The organism is Methylobacterium sp. WL8, assembly GCF_008040045.1.
GTDB classification, from domain to species: domain Bacteria; phylum Pseudomonadota; class Alphaproteobacteria; order Rhizobiales; family Beijerinckiaceae; genus Methylobacterium; species Methylobacterium cerastii.
Genome location: NZ_VRVF01000002.1, coordinates 123,351 through 144,791 on the forward strand (window position 1 = coordinate 123,351; position 21,441 = coordinate 144,791).

The 21,441-nt window shown below is 71.7% G+C and carries 21 protein-coding genes; 7 read left to right on the top strand and 14 right to left on the bottom strand.

Translation table 11 applies throughout. The features are described 5' to 3' along the window. Window positions 1-198: 198 nt before the first annotated feature. The gene (locus FV234_RS01400) at window positions 199-924 is read left to right on the top strand and encodes a DUF4142 domain-containing protein (RefSeq protein WP_147827887.1); all 726 of its coding nucleotides are present in this window, start codon (window positions 199-201) and stop codon (window positions 922-924) included. Between the two features lie 136 nt (window positions 925-1,060). Here the strand turns inward: FV234_RS01400 and FV234_RS01405 are convergent, their stop codons facing one another. The 3 genes from FV234_RS01405 to FV234_RS01415 form a co-directional block, all read right to left on the bottom strand. Beyond that, window positions 1,061-1,726, bottom strand: a complete 666-nt coding sequence (locus tag FV234_RS01405; protein ID WP_147754358.1) for a carbonic anhydrase — start codon at window positions 1,724-1,726, stop codon at window positions 1,061-1,063. Between the two features lie 64 nt (window positions 1,727-1,790). Beyond that, window positions 1,791-2,315, bottom strand: coding sequence for an NUDIX domain-containing protein (locus FV234_RS01410; RefSeq protein ID WP_147827888.1), 525 nt, complete (start codon window positions 2,313-2,315; stop codon window positions 1,791-1,793). Window positions 2,316-2,326: 11 nt separating this feature from the next. Next, complete coding sequence (locus FV234_RS01415) at window positions 2,327-3,091, bottom strand: DUF429 domain-containing protein (RefSeq protein ID WP_147827889.1); 765 nt, start codon at window positions 3,089-3,091, stop codon at window positions 2,327-2,329. Between the two features lie 99 nt (window positions 3,092-3,190). Between FV234_RS01415 and dut the strand changes: the two genes are divergently transcribed. Next, window positions 3,191-3,664 (top strand): dUTP diphosphatase, encoded by a 474-nt coding sequence (gene dut / locus FV234_RS01420; protein ID WP_147827890.1) that lies wholly within the window; start codon window positions 3,191-3,193, stop codon window positions 3,662-3,664. Between the two features lie 74 nt (window positions 3,665-3,738). Here dut and FV234_RS01425 read toward each other — a convergent pair whose 3' ends face one another. The 6 genes from FV234_RS01425 to FV234_RS01455 all read right to left on the bottom strand — a co-directional run bounded on the left by FV234_RS01425 (window position 3,739) and on the right by FV234_RS01455 (window position 11,345). After that, a complete protein-coding gene (locus FV234_RS01425; protein WP_147827891.1) occupies window positions 3,739-5,604 on the bottom strand; it encodes a glycoside hydrolase family 15 protein in 1,866 nt (621 codons plus the stop codon). 93 nt (window positions 5,605-5,697) lie between these two features. After that, window positions 5,698-6,678, bottom strand: a complete 981-nt coding sequence (denD, locus tag FV234_RS01430) for a D-erythronate dehydrogenase (protein ID WP_147827892.1) — start codon at window positions 6,676-6,678, stop codon at window positions 5,698-5,700. Between the two features lie 88 nt (window positions 6,679-6,766). Further along, the gene (gene otnK / locus FV234_RS01435) at window positions 6,767-8,059 is read right to left on the bottom strand and encodes a 3-oxo-tetronate kinase (RefSeq protein WP_147827893.1); all 1,293 of its coding nucleotides are present in this window, start codon (window positions 8,057-8,059) and stop codon (window positions 6,767-6,769) included. Next, a complete protein-coding gene (otnI, locus tag FV234_RS01440; protein ID WP_147827894.1) occupies window positions 8,056-8,850 on the bottom strand; it encodes a 2-oxo-tetronate isomerase in 795 nt (264 codons plus the stop codon). The genes otnK and otnI overlap by 4 nt, the downstream gene beginning before the upstream one ends. Window positions 8,851-9,068: 218 nt before the next feature. Beyond that, window positions 9,069-9,986 (bottom strand): L-threonate dehydrogenase, encoded by a 918-nt coding sequence (gene ltnD, locus FV234_RS01450; RefSeq protein WP_147827895.1) that lies wholly within the window; start codon window positions 9,984-9,986, stop codon window positions 9,069-9,071. A gap of 42 nt (window positions 9,987-10,028) precedes the next feature. Next, window positions 10,029-11,345 carry an MFS transporter gene (locus FV234_RS01455; RefSeq protein ID WP_147754050.1) on the bottom strand — a complete coding sequence of 439 codons (1,317 nt, stop codon included), beginning with the start codon at window positions 11,343-11,345 and terminating at the stop codon, window positions 10,029-10,031. Between the two features lie 168 nt (window positions 11,346-11,513). Between FV234_RS01455 and FV234_RS01460 the strand changes: the two genes are divergently transcribed. Both FV234_RS01460 and FV234_RS01465 read left to right on the top strand, forming a co-directional pair. Beyond that, window positions 11,514-12,521 carry a LacI family DNA-binding transcriptional regulator gene (locus FV234_RS01460; protein ID WP_147827896.1) on the top strand — a complete coding sequence of 336 codons (1,008 nt, stop codon included), beginning with the start codon at window positions 11,514-11,516 and terminating at the stop codon, window positions 12,519-12,521. Between the two features lie 24 nt (window positions 12,522-12,545). Next, window positions 12,546-13,220, top strand: a complete 675-nt coding sequence (locus FV234_RS01465; protein WP_147827897.1) for an aldolase — start codon at window positions 12,546-12,548, stop codon at window positions 13,218-13,220. Between the two features lie 62 nt (window positions 13,221-13,282). On the opposite strand, the gene FV234_RS01470 is transcribed toward FV234_RS01465, so the two are convergent. From FV234_RS01470 to FV234_RS01485, 4 genes are read right to left on the bottom strand one after another with little or no spacing between them, the layout of a single operon-like run. Beyond that, complete coding sequence (locus tag FV234_RS01470; protein ID WP_147754047.1) at window positions 13,283-13,582, bottom strand: GIY-YIG nuclease family protein; 300 nt, start codon at window positions 13,580-13,582, stop codon at window positions 13,283-13,285. Window positions 13,583-13,632: 50 nt separating this feature from the next. Further along, entirely contained in the window at window positions 13,633-14,346 is a 714-nt protein-coding gene (gene pdeM / locus FV234_RS01475; RefSeq protein ID WP_147827914.1) for a ligase-associated DNA damage response endonuclease PdeM, read from the bottom strand. A 32-nt stretch (window positions 14,347-14,378) separates the two neighbouring features. Beyond that, entirely contained in the window at window positions 14,379-16,994 is a 2,616-nt protein-coding gene (locus FV234_RS01480; protein ID WP_187273546.1) for a ligase-associated DNA damage response DEXH box helicase, read from the bottom strand. Window positions 16,995-17,035: 41 nt separating this feature from the next. Beyond that, window positions 17,036-17,992, bottom strand: coding sequence for an alpha/beta hydrolase (locus tag FV234_RS01485; protein ID WP_147764359.1), 957 nt, complete (start codon window positions 17,990-17,992; stop codon window positions 17,036-17,038). 232 nt (window positions 17,993-18,224) lie between these two features. On the opposite strand from FV234_RS01485, the gene FV234_RS01490 reads away from it, so the two are divergent. Together FV234_RS01490 and FV234_RS01495 are read left to right on the top strand one after the other, a co-directional pair. Continuing rightward, window positions 18,225-18,566, top strand: a complete 342-nt coding sequence (locus FV234_RS01490) for a DUF6460 domain-containing protein (protein WP_147754779.1) — start codon at window positions 18,225-18,227, stop codon at window positions 18,564-18,566. 77 nt (window positions 18,567-18,643) lie between these two features. Then, window positions 18,644-19,921 (top strand): MATE family efflux transporter, encoded by a 1,278-nt coding sequence (locus FV234_RS01495; protein WP_147827916.1) that lies wholly within the window; start codon window positions 18,644-18,646, stop codon window positions 19,919-19,921. 22 nt (window positions 19,922-19,943) lie between these two features. Here FV234_RS01495 and FV234_RS01500 read toward each other — a convergent pair whose 3' ends face one another. Further along, on the bottom strand, window positions 19,944-20,273 hold the full coding sequence (locus tag FV234_RS01500) for a hypothetical protein (RefSeq protein ID WP_187273544.1): 330 nt from the start codon (window positions 20,271-20,273) through the stop codon (window positions 19,944-19,946). Window positions 20,274-20,473: 200 nt separating this feature from the next. Here FV234_RS01500 and FV234_RS01505 point away from each other — a divergent pair, with 200 nt between their 5' ends. Further along, window positions 20,474-21,358 carry a CoA ester lyase gene (locus FV234_RS01505; RefSeq protein WP_147750328.1) on the top strand — a complete coding sequence of 295 codons (885 nt, stop codon included), beginning with the start codon at window positions 20,474-20,476 and terminating at the stop codon, window positions 21,356-21,358. The last annotated feature ends 83 nt before the right edge of the window (window positions 21,359-21,441 follow it).

A 21,441-nucleotide genomic window follows, 5' to 3' on the forward strand; every position in this document is an offset into this window, starting at 1 on the left:
TGGCCGCTGGCGCGAGGGCGATCAAGCGCGGCTTCGCGCGCCGCGGCCCCGGCAAGGTCAGCCAAGACCAGAGGAACCATGGGCGATCGTCATCGTTGGTCCAGTGAAGTGCTGCCGCCGTCCGCATCGGTTGATTCCGGTCCGGGCGATGCAACGATGACGGCTTGCACGCTCACCATTCGTGACCAGAGGTTTTCAATGCTGAAGAATTACGCAGTCCTGTCCGCCCTCGCCTTCGCCGTCTCGACCCCCGCCATGGCCCAGGGCCTGAGCGATTTCCGCCTGCAGGCGCTGCAGGCGAACGCCTTCGAGATCCAGTCGAGCCAGATCGCGCTGTCGAAGTCTCGCAACCCGCAGATCCGCACCTATGCCCAGGAAGCGATCCGCGACCACCGCTCGGCTAACGTCGCCCTCGTCGGCGGTGACCGCAGCTACGTCGCCGCGCAGGGCGGTGTCGTGGGCGGTCCGGTCGACGGCCTGATCGGCGCGCCGCTGGCGGTGGCCGGTGGTGCCGTCGGCGCCGCGACCGGCGCGGCCGCGGGCGTTGTCGGCGGCACGTTGAGCGGCGGCCCGGTGGGCGGGCTCGAGGGTCTCGGCTCGGGCGCCCAGCGCGGCGCGGCGGCGGGCAGCCGCCTCGGCGGCGTGGACGTCGACCAGACCGCCGGCACCACGGTGGTCCAGCCGAGCCCCGAGCAGCAGGCGATGCTGGCGGAGCTTTCCGCGACCCCGTCGGGCGCGCGCTTCGACCGGCTCTACGTGAGCCAGCAGGTCCAGGCGCACCGGATGACGATCGGCATGACCGAGGCCTACGCCTCGTCCGGCCCGAACCCGGCGCTCCGCACCTACGCGCAGCAGGCGCTGCCGGTGCTGCAGCACCATTACGGCATGGCCCAGCGCCTGCCGGGCGCCCGCGACGCGATGTGATCACAGCGCTTCCGCCCGGCGGCGACGCCGGGCGGGGCTGACGAAAAAGGGCGGCGGGCCATCGAGCCCGCCGCCCTTTTTCGTGTCCGAAACCCCTTGCGCGGGCGCTCCGGTGGACGCGCCCGCTCGATTATCCTCAGTTGCAGCTGATCAGCGCGGACGGGCGCAGCGGCTCGCCGTTCCGGTCCGCCGCCGGCTTGAAGTCGCCGGTCTCCGGATCGCGCACCAGCAGGTCGCCGGTGGCCACGCCGAAATGCGCGCCGTGGAGCTGCAGGCTGCCGTCCTCGACCCGCTCCTTGATGAACGGGAAGGTCATCAGGTTCTCCAGGCTCTGGCTCACCATCCCGTGCTCCAGGCGGGTGAGGTATTCGGGCGCGCTCGAATCGCCCGCCTTGGCCTCGGCCGGCTCGACCAGCGAGACCCACTTGCCGATGAAGTTGCCCTTCGAGAGCGGCTTGGCCTTGTCGGCATAGGCCTTGATGCCGCCGCAGCTGGCATGGCCGAGGACGACGATGTTCTTCACCTTGAGGCCTTGCACCGCGAACTCGATCGCCGCCGAGGTGCCGTGATAGTCGCCGCCGGTCTCGTAGATCGGCACGATCGCGGCGACGTTGCGGATCACGAACAGCTCGCCCGGCCCGACGTCGAAGATCGCCTCCGGCGCGACCCGGCTGTCACAGCAGCTGATCACCAGGGTTTCTGGCTCCTGGGCCGAGGCGAGTTCCTGGAAGCGCTTGCGCTCCGTCGGGAAGCGGCCGGACAGAAAGGAACGGTAGCCGTCGGTCAGCGCGGTTGGGAACATGATGTCTCCTGACAAAGGGAAGATTCCGTCACGGAACGAACAGCCTGAGCACCCTGTTCCACGCTCAAGTTTGTCGCCAATTCAGGATGATCGGGGCCTCCAGAACGTGCCCGGCGACCAAGCGCGCGGCGAGTTCCCCGAGGCCGGCCGGCTCGATACGCGCCTCGGTTGAGAGCAGTTCGGAGACACTCCACCAGCGGGTGCCGTGAAGCGGGTTGTCCTCGGTTTCCATCAGGCGGCTGGTGTCGACGCGGTCGTCGGGGAGCCGCACCAGGAAGTAGCGCTCGCGCGCGTCGCGGGACTGCCGGAACAGGTGGAACGGGCCGTCGCAGGCCGCGACCTGCGGGCCGATCGGGCAGTCGGCGCGGCCGATCTCCTCCGACAGCTCGCGCCGGCAGGCCGTGACGTGGTCCTCGCCGGGCTCCAGCCCGCCGCCGGGCATGAACCAGAATCGCAGCGGCTTGCCGTCCGGCTCGATCGCGTGGACCGATTCGTACTCGATCAGCAGAAGCCGGTCGGCCGGATCGAACACCAGCGCGCGGGCGACGTGGCGGATTCCGAGGGGCTGTGCGCTGGACTGTTCGCTCATGGTCCACGTCGTTAGCAGGATTCCGGCCGCGTGCCTCTTCGAGGGGGCGCCGGCATCCAGATCACCGCCGGCAGGCCGTGCCCGTCGCGCTCCGGCGGGTCGGGCAGGGGGCTCGCGCGTCCGAGGAGGATGTCGCGGGCGACGACGAGGCCGGCCATCGCGTCGAGGTGGTCGTCCGCCCCGACCCCGCGCGGCCGCGCGCCGTGGACCAGCGTCTCCGGCAAACCGGCGGCGACGAGGAGCGCCCGGCGGAGGTCCAGTCCGGCTTGGCGCTGCGGCCCCTTCTTGCCCGCACCGAGCGGCCGGTCGCCGTTGAGGCGGCGGAAGGCGATCTCGGGATGCACCTCGTGCAGGCGCGCCGTCAGCGCGGACCGCGAGTGGAGCAGGTCGTCCACCGCGCGGATGTAGCGGAAGATGTTGAAGCATTGGATCGAGGGCGCGAAGGGTGGCGCGCTGTTGGCCCGCGACAGGGCCTTGGCCGCCGTGTAGTCGTCGGCGAAGATCGCCGCCCGCGGCGGCACCGGGAAGACGCTCGACCGGTTGGCGCCGAGGTAGGCGCGCGCGGCCCGGTCGGCGGCGCGTCCCCCGGCCGTCGCGCGGTTGGGCAGGCCGATCGGCACGTCGATCCCGACCGAGACCGGCGCCTCCGGTCCGTCGAGGCAGGCGGCGACGGTCTTAAACAGGGCCGCCCGGTGACGGCCTGGGTCGTCGAGGTCGAGCAGCACCCCCGCCCAGGCGCCGCGGCAGCCATCGAGTCCCGCGATCCAGCGCGCCATGCCGGCCTCCTTGTCTCGCCGTCCGGGGAACGGTATCGGCGCGTTCGTCTGACCGACCGCCGTGCAAACGAAAAGGGCCGCCATGACCGAGTGTCGTCCGTGAGCGCCGGGCTCCCCGAGGTCGGCATCCGCGGGCTCGATCCGCGGCTGGCGGGCTGGGGCTTTCCCCGCTGGGGCTCGGCGCAGGCCGCCGGCCTCGACCTCCACGCCTGCCTCGACGCGCCCCTCGACCTCGCGCCGCAGGCCGCCCCGGTGCTGATCCCCGCGGGCTTCGCCGTGCTGATCCGCGATCCCGACTGGTGCGGACTCGTCGTCCCCCGGTCCGGCCTCGGCCATCGCGCCGGCCTGGTGCTCGGCAACGGCACCGGGGTGATCGACGCCGACTACGAGGGCCCGCTGATGGTCTCGGCCTGGAACCGCAACCCGAGTGGTGATCCGATCCAGATCGCGCCGGGGGACCGCATCGCGCAACTGGTTTTTACGCGCGTCGCACGGCCGCGCTTGGTGGTCTTCGAGGCGGACGAGACGGCGTCCGGGCGGGGTGGTGGCGGGTTCGGATCGAGTGGGCGGTGATGGACATGCGTGCTTCCCTCCCCGCAAAGGGGGAGGAAAGAGGGGGCCGCCGGTCGCAAACCCAGTTTGTAGGCCTATTCCGCCGCCGCCTTAACCGCGGCGCAGCCCTCTTCGGGAAGCCCAAAACGGCCGATCGTGTCCTGCAGGCGGAGGGCCGCGTTGATCAGCGCCATGTGCGAGAAGCCCTGGGGGGTGTTGCCGCGCTGCTCGCCGGTCTTCGGGTCGATCATCTCGGCGAACAGGCCGACGTCGTTGCCCCGTGCCAGCAGGCGCTCGAACGCGGCCTTGGCCTCGCCGGTGCGGCCGTCCAGCGCCAAGCATCCGACGCGCCAGAACGCGCAGGCCGTGAACGTGCCCTCGTCTCCGGCGAGCCCGTCGTCCATCCGATAGCGGTAGATCAGGTCGCCGACGCCGAGCTCGTCCTCGATCGCGGCGAGCGTCTTGCGCAGGCGCGGGTCGCTCGGGTCGATCGCCCCGAACAGGGCCGCGCGCAGCACCGCCGCGTCGAGGTGGTGCGAGCCGTAGGCGCCGGTGAAGGCCTGGCGCTCCTCGTTCCAGGCCTTCTCCAGGTAGTCGGCGCGGATCTCGGCGGCGATCCGCTCCCAGGTCTCGATCTTCTCCGGCGCCACGCCCTCGATGTTGCGGCCGATCCGGGCGGCGTCGTTCAGCGCCACCCACAGCATCGCCTTGGTGTGGAGCTGCTGGCGCGGGCCCGTGCGCAGCTCCCAGATGCCGTCGTCGGCCGCGTCGCGGCAGGCGATGGCGCGGCGGGTGAGGTTGTCGAGCACCTCCGGCAGGCGATCGTTGACCTTCTCCGGCGGGTCGTAGTCGACCGCTTCGAGGAAGACGCACAGCGCCCGGATCAGCTCGCCGTAGATGTCGTGCTGGTCCTGGCCCTCGGCGGCGTTGCCGACGAGCGGCGGGCCGACGTCGCGCCAGCCCGAGAGGTGGTCGAGCTCCTCCTCCGGCGGCATCGCCTCGGCGATGCCGTAGAGCAGCTTCGTGTCGCGGCCGAAGCTGCCGTCCGCCTCGCGCAGGAAGCGCAGGAACTCGGAGGCTTCGCGTACGTAGCCGAGCATGACGAAGGCGGTGACCGTGAAGGTCGCGTCCCGCATCCAGGTGAAGCGGTAGTCGTAGTTGCGGTTGCCCGGCACCGCCTCGGGCAGGCCGGCGGTGGCGGCTGCGACGATGGCGCCGGTCGGCGAGTAGGTCAGCAGCTTGAGGCAGAGCGCCGAGCGCAGGACCGCGTCGCGATAGGGGCCGTGATAGGTGCAGCGGTCGCTCCAGCGCCGCCAGTAGTCGATGGTGGCCTCGGCGCGGCTCTCGGCGCCGGCGAAGTCGTCGATCGCGGCGCGCTCGCCGTCCTCGCCGTGGGTGAGCACGAGGTAGGCGGTCTCCCCCGCACCGAGGGCGAACCGGCTCTCGGCGATCGCGCCGTCGAGGCTCGGCTCCGGCGCGGCGTTGACGCGCAGCCGCTGCTTGCCCGCCTCGAACAGCACCGTCGCGCCGTCGGCGATGGGGATGCCGTCGCAGCGTGCGTAGTCGAAGGTCGGGCGCACGGTGAAGCGCCCGGCGACGTGGCCGTCGAGGCAGGTGAGCAGGCGGACGAGCCGGCTCTCGCTCTCGCCATCGGGGCCCTCCTCGGGCTCGGGGGTCGGCGGGTTGACCGGCATCACGTCGACGAGCCGGGCACTGCCGGTCTCGGTGACGAAGGTCGTCTCCAGCACGTTGGTCTCGGGCAGGTAGCGCCGCGAGGTCGAGCGCAGGCCCTCGAACGCGATCCGGCAGGAGCCGCCCTTGTCGTCGTCCAGCAGCGCGAGGAACAGGGCCGGGGAGTCGTGCCGCGGCCAGCACAGCCAGTCGACCGAGCCGTCGCGGGCGATCAGCGCGGTCGAGTGGGTGTCGCCGATGACGGCGTAGTCTTCGATGGGTTTATACAAGATGCGTTTCCCGGGGGCTCGACCCGTTCTAACGCGCCGCCCGCCCGGTTCGACCGCGCCCGACGAAATGTCACATAGGTTTATAATGCGGGCTCACGCCCCGGCTTGGAATTCCGCGACGTGCTCGGCGACGATCGCGTCGAACGAGGCGTCGGCGGTGAAGCCGAGCGCGCGCGCGCGGTCGGTGGCGAAGGCTTCGGGCCAGGTCTCGATGATGCGCGCGACCGCGTCGTCGGGGTCGCGGCGGATCAGGGCGACCGCCTTGTCGCCGCCGACCTTGCGCAAGGCCTCGATCTCCTCCGCCACGGTGGCCGACACGCCCGGCAGCGTCAGCGACCGGCGCAGGCCGAGGCGGCCGAAGTCGAGCCCGGCCGCGTGGAGCAGGAAGCCGGTGGCGGCTGAGGGGCTGGCGAACCAGTGCCGCACGGTGTCCGGCACCGGCAGGATCGCCGGCCGGCCGGCCAGCGGCTCGCGGATGATGCCGGAGAAGAAGCCGGACACCGCCTTGTTCGGTTTGCCCGGGCGCACGCAGATCGTCGGCAGCCGTAAGGAGATGCCGTCGAGGAAGCCGCGGCGGGAATAGTCGGCGAGCAGCAATTCGCCCATCGCCTTCTGGGTGCCGTAGGAGGAGGCCGGCGTGACGATCCAGTCGTCGCCGATCACCGGCGGCAGCGGCGGCCCGAACACCGCGAGCGAGGAGGTGAACACCACCTTCGGCCGGTAGCCGTCCGCCGCGTGCGCGCGGCGGATCGCGTCGAGCAGCAGGCGGGTGCCGTCGAGGTTGACCCGGTAGCCGAGTTCGAGGTTCGCCTCCGCCTCGCCCGAGACCACCGCTGCAAGGTGGAACACGATGCCCGGGCGCCCGGCGATGGCGGTGTCCGCCGCCCCCGGAGCTGTGAGGTCGGCGGCCTCGGTGCGGACGGTGCCGGCACAGCCCGCGGGCGCGTCGGGCTGGACCACGTCGATCAGGGTGAGCGCGTCGAGCGGGTGGTCGCCGACGGTGCCCGATGCGACCAGGGCCTTGGTGAGGCGGCGGCCGATCATGCCGGCGGCGCCGAGGATCAGGGCGTGCATGGGAAGCTCCTTGGCTTGCGAGAACGGTTCGGCTCGCCCACCCGCCGACCTCATCCTGAAGGGGACCTGTGGGACGGGCGTGGCGCCCTCACCGCATCAGGTCGAGGGCGCGCAGGAAGAAGTCGCGGCCGCCGAAGTTGCCGGACTTCAGCGCCAGCAGCATCGGGTCGCCGCCGGCGGTGCGCAGAACCGGGACGCCGGCGGCGATCTCGGGCCCGAGCAGGAAGGCCTTCAGCCCGAGGTGGTCGACCACCGCCCCGGAGGTCTCGCCGCCGGCGACGACGAGGCGGCGGACGCCGCGGGCGAAGAGGTCCGCGGCGAGCTGCGCCAGGGCCGCCTCGACGGCGTGGCCGACCGCGGCGACGCCGTGCTTTGCCTGCAATGCGCGCACGGCGTCCGGCGCGGCGCTGCTGGCGATCAGGACCGGGCCGTCGGCGAGGCGCGAGGCGGCCCAGGCGAGGGCCGCCTCGCGTTCGGCGGGGCCGGCCATGAGTTTTTCGATGTCGAGGTGCAGCACGGCCATGTGCGCGGCCGCGGCTTCGATCTGCGCCAGCGTCGCCTGCGAGCAGCTGCCGGCGAGGCACGCGGCGTGGCCGCCGACCGGCTCGCCCGCCATGGCGTCGGCGGCGGGCGCGCCGCGGCCGTCGGCGACGAGCGCGCGGGCGAGGCCGAGGCCGAGGCCCGAGGCGCCGCAGGAGACCCGGTGCCCGAGGGCGGCGCGGCCCAGGATCTCGAGGTCTGACTCGAAGATCGCGTCGGCGATCGCCGCGCCGTGGCCGTCCGCCGCCAGGGCGTCGAGGCGGGCGGCGACGGCCTCAGGCCCCTTTGCCACGGTGGCGATGTCGACGAGCCCGACCGTGCCGGCGCTCTGGCGGGCGAGCACCCGCACGAGATTCGAATCGCGCATCGGGTTGAGGGGATGGTCCTTCAGCGGGCTCTCGGCCAGCAGGGTCGCGCCGACGAAGAGGTGGCCCTGGCAGACGCTGCGCCCGGTCTCGGGGAAGGCGGGCGTGACCAGCGCGATCGGCTCGGCCGCATCCGCCCGAAGGGCGTCGAGCACCGGGCCGATGTTGCCGGCGTCGGTCGAGTCGAACGTCGAGCAGACCTTGAATAGCACGTGGTTCGCGCCGCGGCGGCGGAGCCAGGCGTCGGCCTCGCGCGACCGCGCCACCGCCTCGCCCGGCGCGACGGACCGGCTCTTGAGCGCCACCACCACGGCGTCGACCTCCGGCAGGACGAGGTCGTCGGCCGGCACGCCGATGGTCTGCACCGTGCGCAGGCCCGCCTTGGTCAGGGTGTTGGCGAGGTCGGAGGCGCCGGTATAGTCGTCGGCGACGCAGCCGAGGGCGAGGGCTCGGGAAGGAGACTGCGAAGCGCTCATCGGGCGTTTCCCCGCTGGCCGGCGCGATAGGGCGCGAACCAGCTTAAGCCCTCGACGCTGCCGGCGGCCGGGTTGTACTCGCAGCCGACGAACCCGTCGTAGCCGAGCCGGTCGAGCTCCGCGAACAGGAAGGCGTCGTCGATCTCGCCGGTGCCGGGCTCGTGGCGCGCCGGCACCGAGGCGGTCTGCACGTGCCCGACGATCGGCATCAGCTCGCGCAGGCGCATCGTGACGTCGCCGTGCATGATCTGGCAGTGATACAGGTCGAATTGCAGCTTCAGGTTCGGCAACCCGAGGTCGCGGATCAGCGCCGCCGCCGCCCCGAAGTCGTTCAGGAAGTAGCCCGGCATGTTGCGGCCGTTGATCGGCTCCAGCACCAAATCCCGTCCGGTGCTGCCGACGGCCTCCGCCGCCCAGGCGACGGCGCGGCGGTAGGCGTCGCGCGCGGTCGAATCGTTCGGGTCGGCCAAGCCCGCCATCAGGTGGAGGCGCCCGACGCCGGTGGCCTCGGCGTAGCGGAGCGCTGTGGCGACGCCTTGCTTCAGCTCGTCGAAGCGCTCGGGTAGGGCCGCGAGCCCGCGCTCGCCAGCCTCGAAGTCGCCCGGCGGCAGGTTGAACAGCGCCTGGGTCAGGCCGTGGCGCGCGAGCCGCTCGGCGATCGCGTCGGCCGGATGCGCGTAGGGGAACAGGAACTCGACGGCCCCGAAACCCTGGTCCGCGGCCGCGGCGAAGCGGTCGAGGAAGGGCAGCTCGGTGAACATCAAGGTGAGGTTGGCGGCAAAGCGCGGCATGGTTTCGAACTCTTTCTGCGCCGGTCCCCGACGAGACCGAGCGTTAGATCCCCGGTCGTCCCACCCTTGCCCCTCATCCTGAGGTGCCGGAGCGAAGCGGAGGCCTCGAAGGAGCCCTGCAGGGATGACGGCGGGTTCTGGAGGGCTCCTTCGAGGCCCGCCGAGGCGGGCACCTCAGGATGAGGTGGTGGATCGGACGATCGAACGCCGACGGATGCTCAGCTCTTCGCCCCCGGCAGGGTCGCGCCCGAGACCTGGGCGTAGAGCCGCGCGACGGAGGAATCGTCGTCGCGCCCCATGCCCGAGCCCGAGGCCATCAGGAACATCTGCAGGGCGGCGGCCGCCACCGGCACGGGGTACTTCTCGACGCGGGCCATGTCCTGCACGATGCCGAGGTCCTTGACGAAGATGTCGACCGCGCTCTTCGGGCCGTAGTCGCCGTCGAGCACGTGCGGCATCCGGTTCTCGAACATCCACGAATTGCCGGCCGACTTGGTGATGACCTCGTAGACGCGCGCGAGGTCGAGGCCCTGCTTGGCGGCGAAGCTCATCGCCTCGCACGCCGCGGCGATGTGCACGCCGGCCAGCAGCTGGTTGATCATCTTGAACGCCGCGCCCTGGCCGGCGGCGTCGCCGAGCTCGTAGAGCGTGCCGGCCATCGCATCGAGGGCGGGACGGGCCGCGTCGAAGGCGGCTTGCGTGCCCGAGGCCAGGAAGGTCAGCGCCCCGTTGGCGGCGCGCGCCGCGCCCCCGCTCATCGGCGCGTCGAGGTAGTGGCGGCCGGTCGCCTCGAGGCGGGCGGCGAGGCGCCGGGCGACCGCCGGGTCCATGGTCGCGGAGGAGACGAACACCGCGCCCTCCGGCATCGCCGCCGCGGCGCCGTCCTCGCCGAACAGCACGGTCTCGGTCTGTGCGGCGTTGACGACGACGCAGATGACCACGCCCGCGCCCTCGGCCGCCTCCGCCGGGCTCGTCACGCCGCGCCCGCCGGCCGCCGAGAAGCGGGCGACGGCCTCGTGGTTCACGTCGCAGGCCGCGACCGTGAAGCCGGCGCGCAGCAGCGAGGCCGCCATGCCGAAGCCCATCGAGCCGAGCCCGATCACCGCGGCGTGGCGGGCGGAGGAGGTTGCTGTCATCGCGGATGTCCGGTTGAAGCCTTGGGCGGCGGGTGCCGGGGTCTAGCGGTTCACCAGGCCCTTGGGCGTCACGAAGGTCGCGATCGAACCGAGCACCAGCATCGCGGCGAGCGCGTACATGCCGGTGGCGGTGTTGCCGCTGTAGTCCTTCAGGGCGCCGATCACGTAGGGGCTGGCGAAGCCCGCGAGGTTGCCGACCGAGTTGATCAGCGCGATGCCGGCGGCGGCGCCCGCACCCGAGAGGAAGGCGGTGGGCAGCGACCAGAACAGCGGCGCGCAGGTGAGCACCCCGCCGGCCGCCACCGAGAGCGCCATGATCGCGATCGTGGTGCTGCCGGCGGTGGCCGCGACCACGAAGCCGACGGCGCCGCAGAGCGCCGGCACGATCAAGTGCCAGCGCCGCTCGCGCATCCGGTCGGCGCTGCGTCCGAGCAGGATCATCACGAACACCGCGAACAGGAACGGGATCGCGCTGATGAGGCCGATGTTGAGGTTGCCCTGCACGCCGGTGGATTTCACCAGGGTCGGCATCCAGAAGGTCAGGCCGTACTGGCCGGTGACGAAGCAGAAGTAGATGAAGCTCATGAACCAGACGCGGCCGTTCTTGAACACGGTCGCGATCGAGTGCGGGCTCGTCTCCTTGCCGACGTTGTCGGCGGCGATGTCGCGCTCGATCACCGCCTTCTCGGCGTCGTTCAGCCACTTGGCCTCGGAGGCGCGGTTGTCGAGGTAGAAGAACACCGCGACGCCGACCAGCACCGCCGGCACCGCCTCGATCACGAACATCCACTGCCAGCCGGCCAGGCCGTGTGCGCCGTTGAACGCGTCCATGATCCAGCCCGAGAGCGGGTTGCCGAAGATGCCCGAGACGGGGATCGCCGCCATGAACACGGCGATGACCTTGGCGCGGCGATGGGCCGGGAACCAGGCCGTCGTGTAGAGGATCACGCCCGGGTAGAAGCCGGCCTCGGCGAGCCCGAGCAGGAAGCGCATGATGTAGAAGGTGGTCGCCGAGTTCACGAACAGGAACGCGCCCGAGATGATCCCCCACGTGACCATGATCCGGGCGATCCAGATCCGTGCGCCGACCTTGTGGAGGATCACGTTCGAGGGCACCTCGAACAGGAAGTATCCGATGAAGAACACGCCCGCGCCGAAGCCGTAGACCGTCTCGCTGAAGCCGAGGTCCTGGGACATTTGCAGCTTGGCGAAGCCGACGTTCACCCGGTCGAGGTAGGCGACGACGTAGCAGAGCATCAGGAACGGCACGAGGCGCCAGAACACCTTCGTATAGGTCTGCTCGACCAAGTCCTTCGACGGCACGGCGCTGCCCGGCAGCACGGCGGCTGGTGAACTCATGGCGTCCTCCAAGGCCGACGTCTTGGCGCGTCGGCGTCATGATTGATTCTGCGCCGTGATGCGGCGCTTGGATTCTGCCTAAAGTATTTTGGCAGCGCTGCCAATCGAGTTGCGGGTGACAGCGATGCTCGATATGTCGCTTCTGATCTCGCCGCGCGAAGGGCCACCATGAACCTGCATCGGCGCCTCGTGACGCTGGCGGACGTCGCCCGGGAATCGGGGTTCGGCGAGAGCACCGTCTCGCGGGTGCTGCGCAACCAGGGCTCGTTCTCGAAGCGCACCGCCGACCGCGTGGCCGAGGCGGTGGCCAAGCTCGGCTACGTGCCGAACCGCCTGGCCGGGTCGCTGGCCGGCAACGCGGCGTCGGCCGGCTCGCAGCTCGTCGGCATCGTGATCCCGTCGCTCGCCAACATCGTCTTCCCCGACCTGCTGCGCGGGCTGACGGGGGCGCTCGACCGCACCGGCTTCCAGAGCGTGATCGGCGTCTCCGACTACGATCCCGACCGCGAGGAGGCGCTGGTCGCCGCCCTGCTGTCGTGGCGCCCGGCCGGGCTCGTCCTCACCGGCCTGGAGCACAATCCCGACACCGTGGCGCTGCTGCGCGCCGCCGGCATCCGCGTCGTCGAGATGATCGACACGGACGGGCCGGGCCTCGACCTCGTCGTCGGCTTCTCCAACCGGGCGGTCGGCGAGGCCAGCGCCGCGCATCTGGTGGCGCGGGGCTACCGCCGCATCGGCTATGTCGGCCACGACATCCTTCGGGATCTCAGGGCGGGGAAGCGGCTCGCGGGGTTCGAGGCGGCCCTGCAAGGCACGGGGTACGGGCTGATCGACCGCGAGATCGTCGCCGAACCGTCCTCCGCTACGGCGGGGCGGGCGGCGCTCGACCGGCTGCTCGACCGCACGCCGGACCTCGACGCCGTGTACTTCTCCAACGACGACATGGCGCTCGGCGGCTACTTCTGCTGCCTGGCGCGCGGGTGGTCGATCCCGCACCGGCTCGCGCTGTTCGGCTACAACGGCCTCGACATCACCGCGGCGATGCCGCAGCCGCTCTCGACGATCCGCACGCCGCGGCTGCGGATCGGCGAAATCGCCGCCGAGCGTCTGGCGGCGGGCGGACCGGCCGAGACGATCGACCTCGGCTTCGCGCTGGTCGCGGGCGCGACCGCATGAGGGATCGGGCATGAGGGATCGGGCATGAGCGAGTCGAAGCAGCGCGAGGACATCTGCCGCCACGGGCGCTCGCTGTTCGAGCGCGGCCTGACGCCCGGCTCCTCGGGCAACATCTCCCTGCGCCTGCCCGACGGCGGCTGGCTGGTGACGCCGACCAACGTCTCGCTCGGCTTCCTCGACCCGGCCCGGATCTCGCGCCTCGACGCCGCGGGTCGGGTGGTCTCCGGCGACAAGCCGACCAAGGAGATCCCGCTGCACACCGCGCTCTACGAGAGCCGCGCCGAGGCTCGCGCCATCGTCCACCTGCACTCGACCCACGCGGTGGCGGTGTCGATGCTGCCCGAGATCGACCCGAAGGCGGTGCTGCCGCCGCTGACGCCGTACTACCTGATGCGCACCGGCGGCACGGCCCTCGTGCCGTACTACCGCCCCGGCGATCCGGCGGTGGCCGATGCGATCCGGGGTCTGGCGGGGAAGTACGCCTCCGTGCTGCTCGCCAACCACGGCCCGGTGGTGGCCGGCGAGAGCCTGGAGGCCGCCGTCTTCGCCACCGAGGAGCTGGAGGAGACGGCCAAGCTCTACCTGCTCCTGCGCAACCTCAATCCGCGCCAGCTCAGCCCGGCCCAGGTCGCCGACCTGGTCTCGCATTTCGGGCTGACGCTGCCGGAGCATGATGGGCACGCGCACGGCTGTTCATGATTTTCACGCCATCCCCGTCATTCCGGCTCCGCTGCGCGGCCCCGGAATGGCGGGGTGGTGTTTCAAAGCCCCGTCCAGCCCGTAAGCGTCGGATAGAGCTCCGACCATTCGGGATTGAAGTCCTCGATGAGTCGGACCTTCCAGTCGCGCCGCCACTTCTTGAGCGCCTTCTCGCGGTCGATCGCGTCGACGATCCGATCGTAGAATTCGTACCAAACGAGGCGATTCACGTCGTAGGTCGCAGTGAACCCGCGATATCTCTTCGTCCTGTGCTCATGAACACGACGCGCAAGGTCGTTTGTCACGCCCAGGTAGAGGGTGCCATGCCGACGGCTGGCAAGCAGGTATACGGCACTCGGCAGGTCCGACGACGGTATCGGTTTCGATGCTCAAGAGCAGTATCGCGAACATCTCAATCCTTCGAGAGCATCCCGCGCCCGATGGAGAACACCCGCCCTTCGCCCAGCAAGTGCGCGGTGAAGTCCTTGGAAAACAGCGGCTCGAACGCCGCGTCGCGGACGTTGAGGCCGCCGGCGTAGGCGCCGAAGGCCGGCATCACCAGGCGGGTTCCGTCGGTGACGAAGCAGCGGCGGCGCACCGCCCGGCCGCGCATCGCGACCTTGCCGCACGGGTGGAGGTGGCCGGCGACCTCGCCGGGCGCCGCGCCCGGGGTCGGCTCGTGGCGCAGCGTCAGGCCGCCGAGCCGCAGCACGTCGGCGTAGCGCCCGCCGACGCCCTCGCTCACCGCGGCGTCGTGGTTGCCGGCGATCCAGACCCAGTCGCGGCCCTGCTGCAGCGCCGCGACCATCGCCCGGTCGCCCGGCTCCATCCGCTCCGGCCCGCGCGCGTCGTGGAAGCTGTCCCCCAAGGCCACGATGCAGGCCGGGTCGAAGCGGGCCACGGCCTCGTGCAGGCAGGCCAGGGTCTCGCGGGTGTCGTAAGGCGGCAAGAACTGGCCGGTGCGGGCCGCATACGCCGAGCCCTTCTCCAGGTGGAGATCGGACACGATCAGGGTGCGGTGCGCGGGCGCCCACAGGCCGCCGCACAGGTCGAGGGTGAGAACCTCGCCGGCGAGCGTCAGGCCGGGGGATTTTTGAGTCTTCTCGAGTCTCAGGCCGAGCGCCAAGATGGTGTCCTCGTCGGTGGGGAAGGGGGCCGTCACCCCAGCGCCTCTTCGAGAAGCTGGGCCTCGGCCTCGGCCAGGATCTCGTCGGCGCCCTCGCCGTAGACCCGTTCCCGCCCGATCTCCAGCATCACGGAGACCGAAAGCGGCGAGACGCGGTCGAGGGCCTTGTGGGTGATTCGCCCCTGGATGCGCTCCAACATCATGCCGAGCCGCCTCACGTCGAGGAGTCCGGTTGCCGCATCCTGGCGCGCGGCGCGCATCAGCAGGTGGTCGGGCTGGTGCTTGCGCAGCACGTCGTAGATCAGGTCGGTGGAGATCGTCACCTGCCGCCCGGTCTTCTTCAGCCCGGGATGGCGGCGCTCGATCAGCCCGGCGATGACCGCGCATTGGCGGAAGGTGCGCTTCATCATCGAGGATTCGTCGAGCCACGCTTCGAGGTCGTCGCCGAGCATGTCCTGCGCGAACAGGTCTTCGAGGAAGCGGGGCTCCAGCGCGATCCGCTCGGAGAGGTCGCGGGTCATGAAGATCGCGATGCCGTAATCGTTGGCGGCGAAGCCCAGCGGCCGCAGGCGGGCGCGCTCCAGCCGCCGCGTCAGCAGCATGCCGAGCGTCTGGTGCGCGAGCCGGCCCTCGAACGGGAAGGCCGTGAGGTAGTGGCGCCCCGCCCGCGGGAAGGTCTCGACCAGGAGGTCGCGCTCGCCCGGCAGCAGCGACCGGCTGCGCTGGAGCAGCAGGTAGTCGGCGACCTGCCGCGGCAGCCGGTCCCACTCGAACGGGTCGGCGATGATCGCGCGCACGCGCGCAGCGAGGTAGGTCGAGAGCGGGAACTTCGAGCCGGCATAGGAGGGGATCGCCGGGTCGGTGCCGGGCCCGGCGCGGGTGGCCATCGCCTCGTCCTCGGCCAAGCCCTCGAAGCGCAGGACCTCGCCGGCGAACAGGAAGGTGTCGCCCGGCGTGAGGGTGTCGGCGAAATCCTCCTCGATCTCGCCGAGCACCCGGCCGGTCTTCGGCAGCACCGTGCCGGGCTTGCCGCGCAGCGAGCGGGCGAGCCGGACCTTCACCTTCGCCGCCTCGACGATGGTGCCGACGTTCATCCGGTAAGCTTGCGCGACGCGCGCGTCGCGCACCCGCCACAGGCCGTCCGGCCCGCGCAGGATCTTGGCGAAGCGCTCGTAGGCGCGCAGCGCGTAGCCGCCGGTGGCGACGTAGTCGACGACCGCCTCGAAATCCTCCCAGGACAGGGTCGCGTAGGGGGCGGCCGAGATCACCTCGTCGTAGAGCGCCACCGGGTCGAACGCGTCGGCGCAGGCCATGCCGAGCACATGCTGGGCGAGCACGTCCGGCGCGCCGAGGCGGGCGTCGGGCGTGTCCTGCGCCGCCTCCTCGACGGCATCGAGCGCCGCCCGGCATTCGAGGATCTCGAAGCGGTTGCCGGGGACGAGGTAGGCCTTCGACGGCTCGTCCATGCGGTGGTTGGCGCGCCCGATCCGCTGCATGATCCGGCTCGCGCCCTTCGGCGCGCCGACGTTGATCACGAGGTCGACGTCGCCCCAGTCGATGCCGAGGTCGAGCGTCGCGGTGCAGACGATGGCGCGAAGCGAGCCCGCCGCCATCGCCGCCTCGACGCGGCGGCGCTGGGTGGCGTCGAGCGAGCCGTGGTGGAGGGCGATCGGCAGCACGTCGTCGTTGAGGCGCCACAGCTCCTGGAAGGTGTACTCCGCCTGGAGACGGGTGTTGACGAAGACAAGCACCGTGCGGTGCGCCCGGATCAGGTCGTAGATCGCCGGCATGGAATGCCAGGCCGTGTGCCCGGCGAGCGGCAGGGTCTTGCCGATGTCGAGCAGGTGCAGGTTCGGCGCGGCCCCGCCGCGCACGACGACGAGGTCGGCCATGGGGCTCGACGCGCTCCCTCTCCCAGGAGGAGAGGGTTGGGGTGAGGGGCGTGCCGTATCCGGAGGGGCCACGCCCCTCATCCTTGCCTTCTCCCCCTGGGAGAAGGGACCTGCGCCGTCACCGGTATCCGGGTCCGATTCGGAGAGCGCGTTCTGCGGCACGAGATACTGCCGCAGCGCGTCCGGCTCGCGCACCGTCGCCGACAGGCCGATCGCGGCGAGGCCGGGGCTGAGCCGGTGCAAGCGGGCCAGCGCGAGCGACAGCAGGTCGCCGCGCTTCGAGGTGACCAGGGCGTGGAGCTCGTCCAGCACCACGCAGCGCAGCTGGGAGAAGAAGTCCGCCGCCTCCCGGTGCGCGATGAGGAGGGCGAGCTGCTCCGGCGTGGTGAGCAGGATGTCCGGCGGGCGCTCGATCTGGCGGGTGCGCTTGTGCGCCGGGGTGTCGCCGGTGCGGGTCTCGATCCGCAGCGACAGGCCGATGCCCTCCACCGGTGCCTCGAGGTTGCGCGCGATGTCGACCGCAAGCGCCTTCAGCGGCGAGATGTAGAGCGTGTGGAGTTTTCGCTCGGACGGCTTCGCCCGGCTCTCCGACAGGGCGACGAGGCTCGGCAGGAAGCCGGCGAGCGTCTTGCCGGCGCCGGTCGGGGCCACGAGCAGCGCCGAGCGGCCGGCGCCCGCGATGCGCAGCAGCTCGAGCTGGTGCGGCCGCGGCGTCCAGCCCCGCGCGGAAAACCACGCGGCGAAGGCCGGCGGCAGGACGCCCGTGTCGTCCGTTTTCCCAGGCCCCTTGCGCCCGCTCAGGCGAGCGCCATCAGGAAGCGGTCGATCAGCTCCAGCGCCCGCTCGGACATCGCGCCGGGGTAGCGGATGAAGACGTGGCAGCCACCGGCATAGACCGCCGTGTGGCCGCCGTTGCCGGCCGCGGCCCAGCGGCCGGACATGTAGAGCGTGTCGTCGAGCAGCGGGTCGCAGGTGCCGACGGTGAATAGCGCCGGCGGCAGGCCCTTGAGGTCGGCGTAGATCGGCGAGACGTCCGGCCGGCGCCGGTCGATGCCGTCGCGGACGTAGCCGTTGGCGAAGGCGGTCAGGTCGGTGGTGTTGCAGACAAGACGCTCGTCGCCCCAGTTGCGCACCGACGGGGTCAGCCCGAGGTCGAAGAAGCCGGCGTTGAGGTTCGCGCCGCGGAACGCGCGCGGCAGCGCGTGCCGGTCGCGCAGGCGCAGCAGCACCATCACCGCGAGGTGCGCCCCGACCGATTCGCCGCCGATCGTCAGCGCCGTGACGCCGAACTCGGCCTTGCCCGGCCCCGCGAGCCAGAGCGCGGCCGCCTCGCAATCGAGGAGGGCGGCTGGATAAGGATGCTCGGGGGCGAGGCGGTAATCGACCGAGAGGCAGATGAAGCCGCAGGTGTCGGCGATCCGCTCCAGCCACGGGTCCTGCTCGTCGGCCGAGCCCCAGACCCAGCCGCCGCGATGGATGTGCAGGTAGGCCCCGCGCAGCTTCACGCCGGCCCGCGGGCGGATCACCCGCAGGTCGAGAGGGCCGCCGGGGCCCTCGATCGTCATCGTCTCGGCGCGGGTGCTGCGCGGCATCGCCGGCGAGGCGGGCGTGCCGGCGCGGCGCCGGGCGCGCACCTCGGCGATCGGCAGCGACCACGGGTCGGCCTGCGCCGCGTGCGCGGCGACGATCTCGGCGTTGAGCCGCTTGGTCTCCGGATCGATCGTCGCCGGGTCGAACAAGGCGTGGTCGATCATGGGGCGTTTCGTCTCTTTACGCGTCTCTTGGGGCAACGCGGCGCGCGGGCGGAGGGCGTCGGCGAATCCCGCGCGCATCTTGGCGCGCCGGGGCCGCATTGCCATCTCGTCCCGGGCAGCGAAACCGCCTAACGCCCGAACCACCATCCGGTTTCGCCGCCGGTGTGGTGCATCCGTCACGGTTCCGCCGGCTTCGGGCGGTTGGAAGGGCGTCGTCCTCCGAGGAATGTCGATGATCGTCGAGCACGACCCCCGCCGCCAGGGTCAGAACCATACGGGTGCGTCCTACCGCGAGGCGCCGGGTTATCGCGCCTCGGCTTTGCGCCGCTTCCTCGGCGGGTCGCCGGCCGCGGTGTTCCTGCGGCTGCTGTTCCTGTCGGTGCTCGTCGGCGCCTTCATGGCGATGCTCGGGCTCACGCCCGCGCGCCTGTTCTGGCAGGTCTACGACTCGGCCCGCGCGCTCGTCGACCTCGGCCTCGCCACGTTCCACGATTTCGGCGGGTGGATCCTGGCCGGCGCCATCGTGGTGGTTCCGCTCTGGCTGATCTCGCGTCTGTTCGCGGTCTCGCGGTAACCCCACCGCGATCGGGAGCCCGCGTGACCCCACCCCTTCCCATCACCGGGCGGCGCGTCCTCGCGCTCGCCCTGCCGATGACCATCGCCAACGTCACGACGCCGATGCTGGGCTTCGTCGGCGCCACGGTGATCGGGCGGTTGGGCGACGCCGCCCTGCTCGGGGCGATCGCGCTCGGCGCCGTCATCTTCGACGCGCTGTTCTGGTCGTTCGGCGCCCTGCGGATGGCGACCGCCGGCCTCACCGCGCAGGCGGTCGGCGCCCGCGACGCCGCGGAGGTTGACCGGACGCTGGCGCGCGCCCTCGCGGCCGGCCTCGTCGCGGGGATCGTCCTCGTCGTCCTGCAGGGGCCGATCGCGGCGGCGGCCTTCCGGATCACCGGCGCGAGCCCCGCGGTGATCGCCGGGCTCGCCACCTACGTCCACATCCGCATCCTCTCGGCGCCGTTCGCGCTGGCGAACTACGCCGTGCTCGGCTCGGTGCTCGGCCGCGGGCGCACCGATCTCGGCCTGCTGCTGCAGGTGGCGATCAACGTCGTGAACATCGGCCTGACGCTGGCCCTGGTGCTCGGCCTCGACCTGAGCCTGGCCGGCGCCGCCCTCGCCACGGTGATCGCGGAAGCCGCCGGCCTGGCTCTCGGCCTCGTGATCCTGGTGCGCCTCGGCTCGAAGCCCTGGCGGGTGCCGTGGTCCGAGATCCGAGACCCCGTCGCCCTGAAGCGGACGCTCGCGGTCAACGGCGACGTGATCGTGCGGACGCTGGCGCTCGTGTCGGGCATCGTGCTGTTCTCGGCGCTCGGCGCACGCCAGGGCGACGCGGTGCTCGCGGCCAACGCGGTGTTGTGGAATCTCTTTCTGATCGGCGGGTTCTTCCTCGACGGCTTCGCCACGGCCGCCGAGGCCCTGTGCGGGCAGGCGGTGGGCGGGCGCGACGCCGGCGGGTTCCGCAAGGCGTCGGCGCTGTCGCTGGGCTGGTGCCTCGGCTTCGGCCTCGGCGTGAGCCTGCTGGCGCTGGTCGGCGGCCACGCCTTCATCGACTTCGTCACCACGAGCGAGCCGGTGCGCGCGGTGGCGCGGCGCTACCTGCCGCTGGCGGCGGCCGCCCCCTTCGTCGCGGCGCTGCCCTTCGCCTACGACGGCATCTACATCGGCGCGACCTGGACGCGGGCGATGCGCAACCTGATGCTGGCCGCGCTCGCCGCCTATTGCGCCACCCTGGTCCTCGTCCAGGGGCTGCAGCTCGGCAATGCCGGCCTGTGGCTGGCCTTCCTGAGCTTCCTCGGCGCGCGCGGCATCGGGCAGGCCCTGGCCTATCCGGGCCTCGCCCGGCGGACGTTTTCGCCCGACCGCGCCTGAAACTGCGTCTGAGCTTACCGCCTCAGCGTGGGTCCTTCCACGTGGTCGGCGCGGCGGGGGCCGGCGGCAGCGCCTCGACCCGGCGCTGAACGCTGCGCCGGGCCGGCGCCTCCGCGCGCCGGTGGCGGACGAGGCGGGCGCGCCGCATCCGCGGGCGCCGGGCGCTCTCGGTCGAGGAGCCGACGACGCCCCCGATCACCGCGCCCGCCACCGCCCCGATCGGGCCGCCGACGAGGGCGCCCGCAACCGCGCCGGAGCCGACGCCGACCACCGTGTTGCTGGCGGCAGAGGCGGCGCCGGGCAGGGCGAGGCTGGAGGCCAGCATCAGTCCGAAAAGCGTGCGTCGCAGCATGGGGATGACCTTCGAAATCCGTGGCGTTTCCCCGCCCTTGGCCGCGGAAGGTGACCAAAGCGGGGCTCCGACGTTGCGCGGACGGCACGGTGCCTCCGGTTTCGATCGCGGCGGATTCTCGGAGTTTCGTCGCCGCGGCCCCTGGCAAGGCGAGTGCATTGCGGTAGGGTCGCGCACTTTTCTACGGGGTGACTCGCCGAATGTCCGATCTCCGCCTCCGCCGCAGCGTCCTCTACATGCCGGGCTCGAACCAGCGTGCGCTCGACAAGGCCAAGACCCTGCCGGCCGACTGCCTGATCCTCGACCTGGAGGATGCGGTCTCCATGGAGGAGAAGGACCTCGCCCGCGAGCAGGTCTGCGCCGCGGTCAAGAGCGGCGAATACGGCGACCGCGAGCTGATCATCCGCGTCAACGCCCCCCAGACGCCGTGGGGCGAGAAGGACCTGCGCGCCGCGATCGAGGCGCGGCCCGATGCGATCCTGATGCCGAAGGTGTCCTCGCCGGCCGTGCTGGAGAGCATCGCCGACCACCTCGAGGCCCTCGACGCGCCGGACGGCATCGCCGTCTGGGCGATGATCGAGACGCCGGCCGCGATCCTGAACATCCAGGACATCGCCCGCGCCAGCCGCGACCGGCGTACCCGGCTCACCTGTTTCGTGCTCGGCACCAACGACCTCGCCAAGGACACCTGGGCCCAGCTCGTTCCCGGCCGCGTGCCGATGCTGCCGTGGATGATGTTCACCCTCGCCGCCGCCCGCGCCTCCGGGCTCGCGATCCTCGACGGCGTCTGGAACGACATCGGCGACGTCGAGGGCTGCCGCGCCGAGTGCCGCCAGGCGCGCGACCTCGGCTTCGACGGCAAGACGCTGATCCACCCGAACCAGCTCGAGCCGGCCAACACCTCCTTCGCCCCGACCGAGGAGGAGGTGCGCCGCGCCCGCCTCGTGCTCGAAGCCTTCGACCGGCCCGAGAACGCCAAGCGCGCGGCGATCAAGGTCGAGAACCGCATGTACGAGCGCCAGCACGTCGGCATGGCCAAGCGCGCGGTGACGTGGTCCGAGGCGATCAAGGCCAAGGGGCAATAGCAACAAGGGCCAGTAGCGCCGAGGGCCGGTCGGTCGGAAGCGCGTCGCGCGGGGGCGCCGTTCGGCCTCGTCCCGTCATGGCC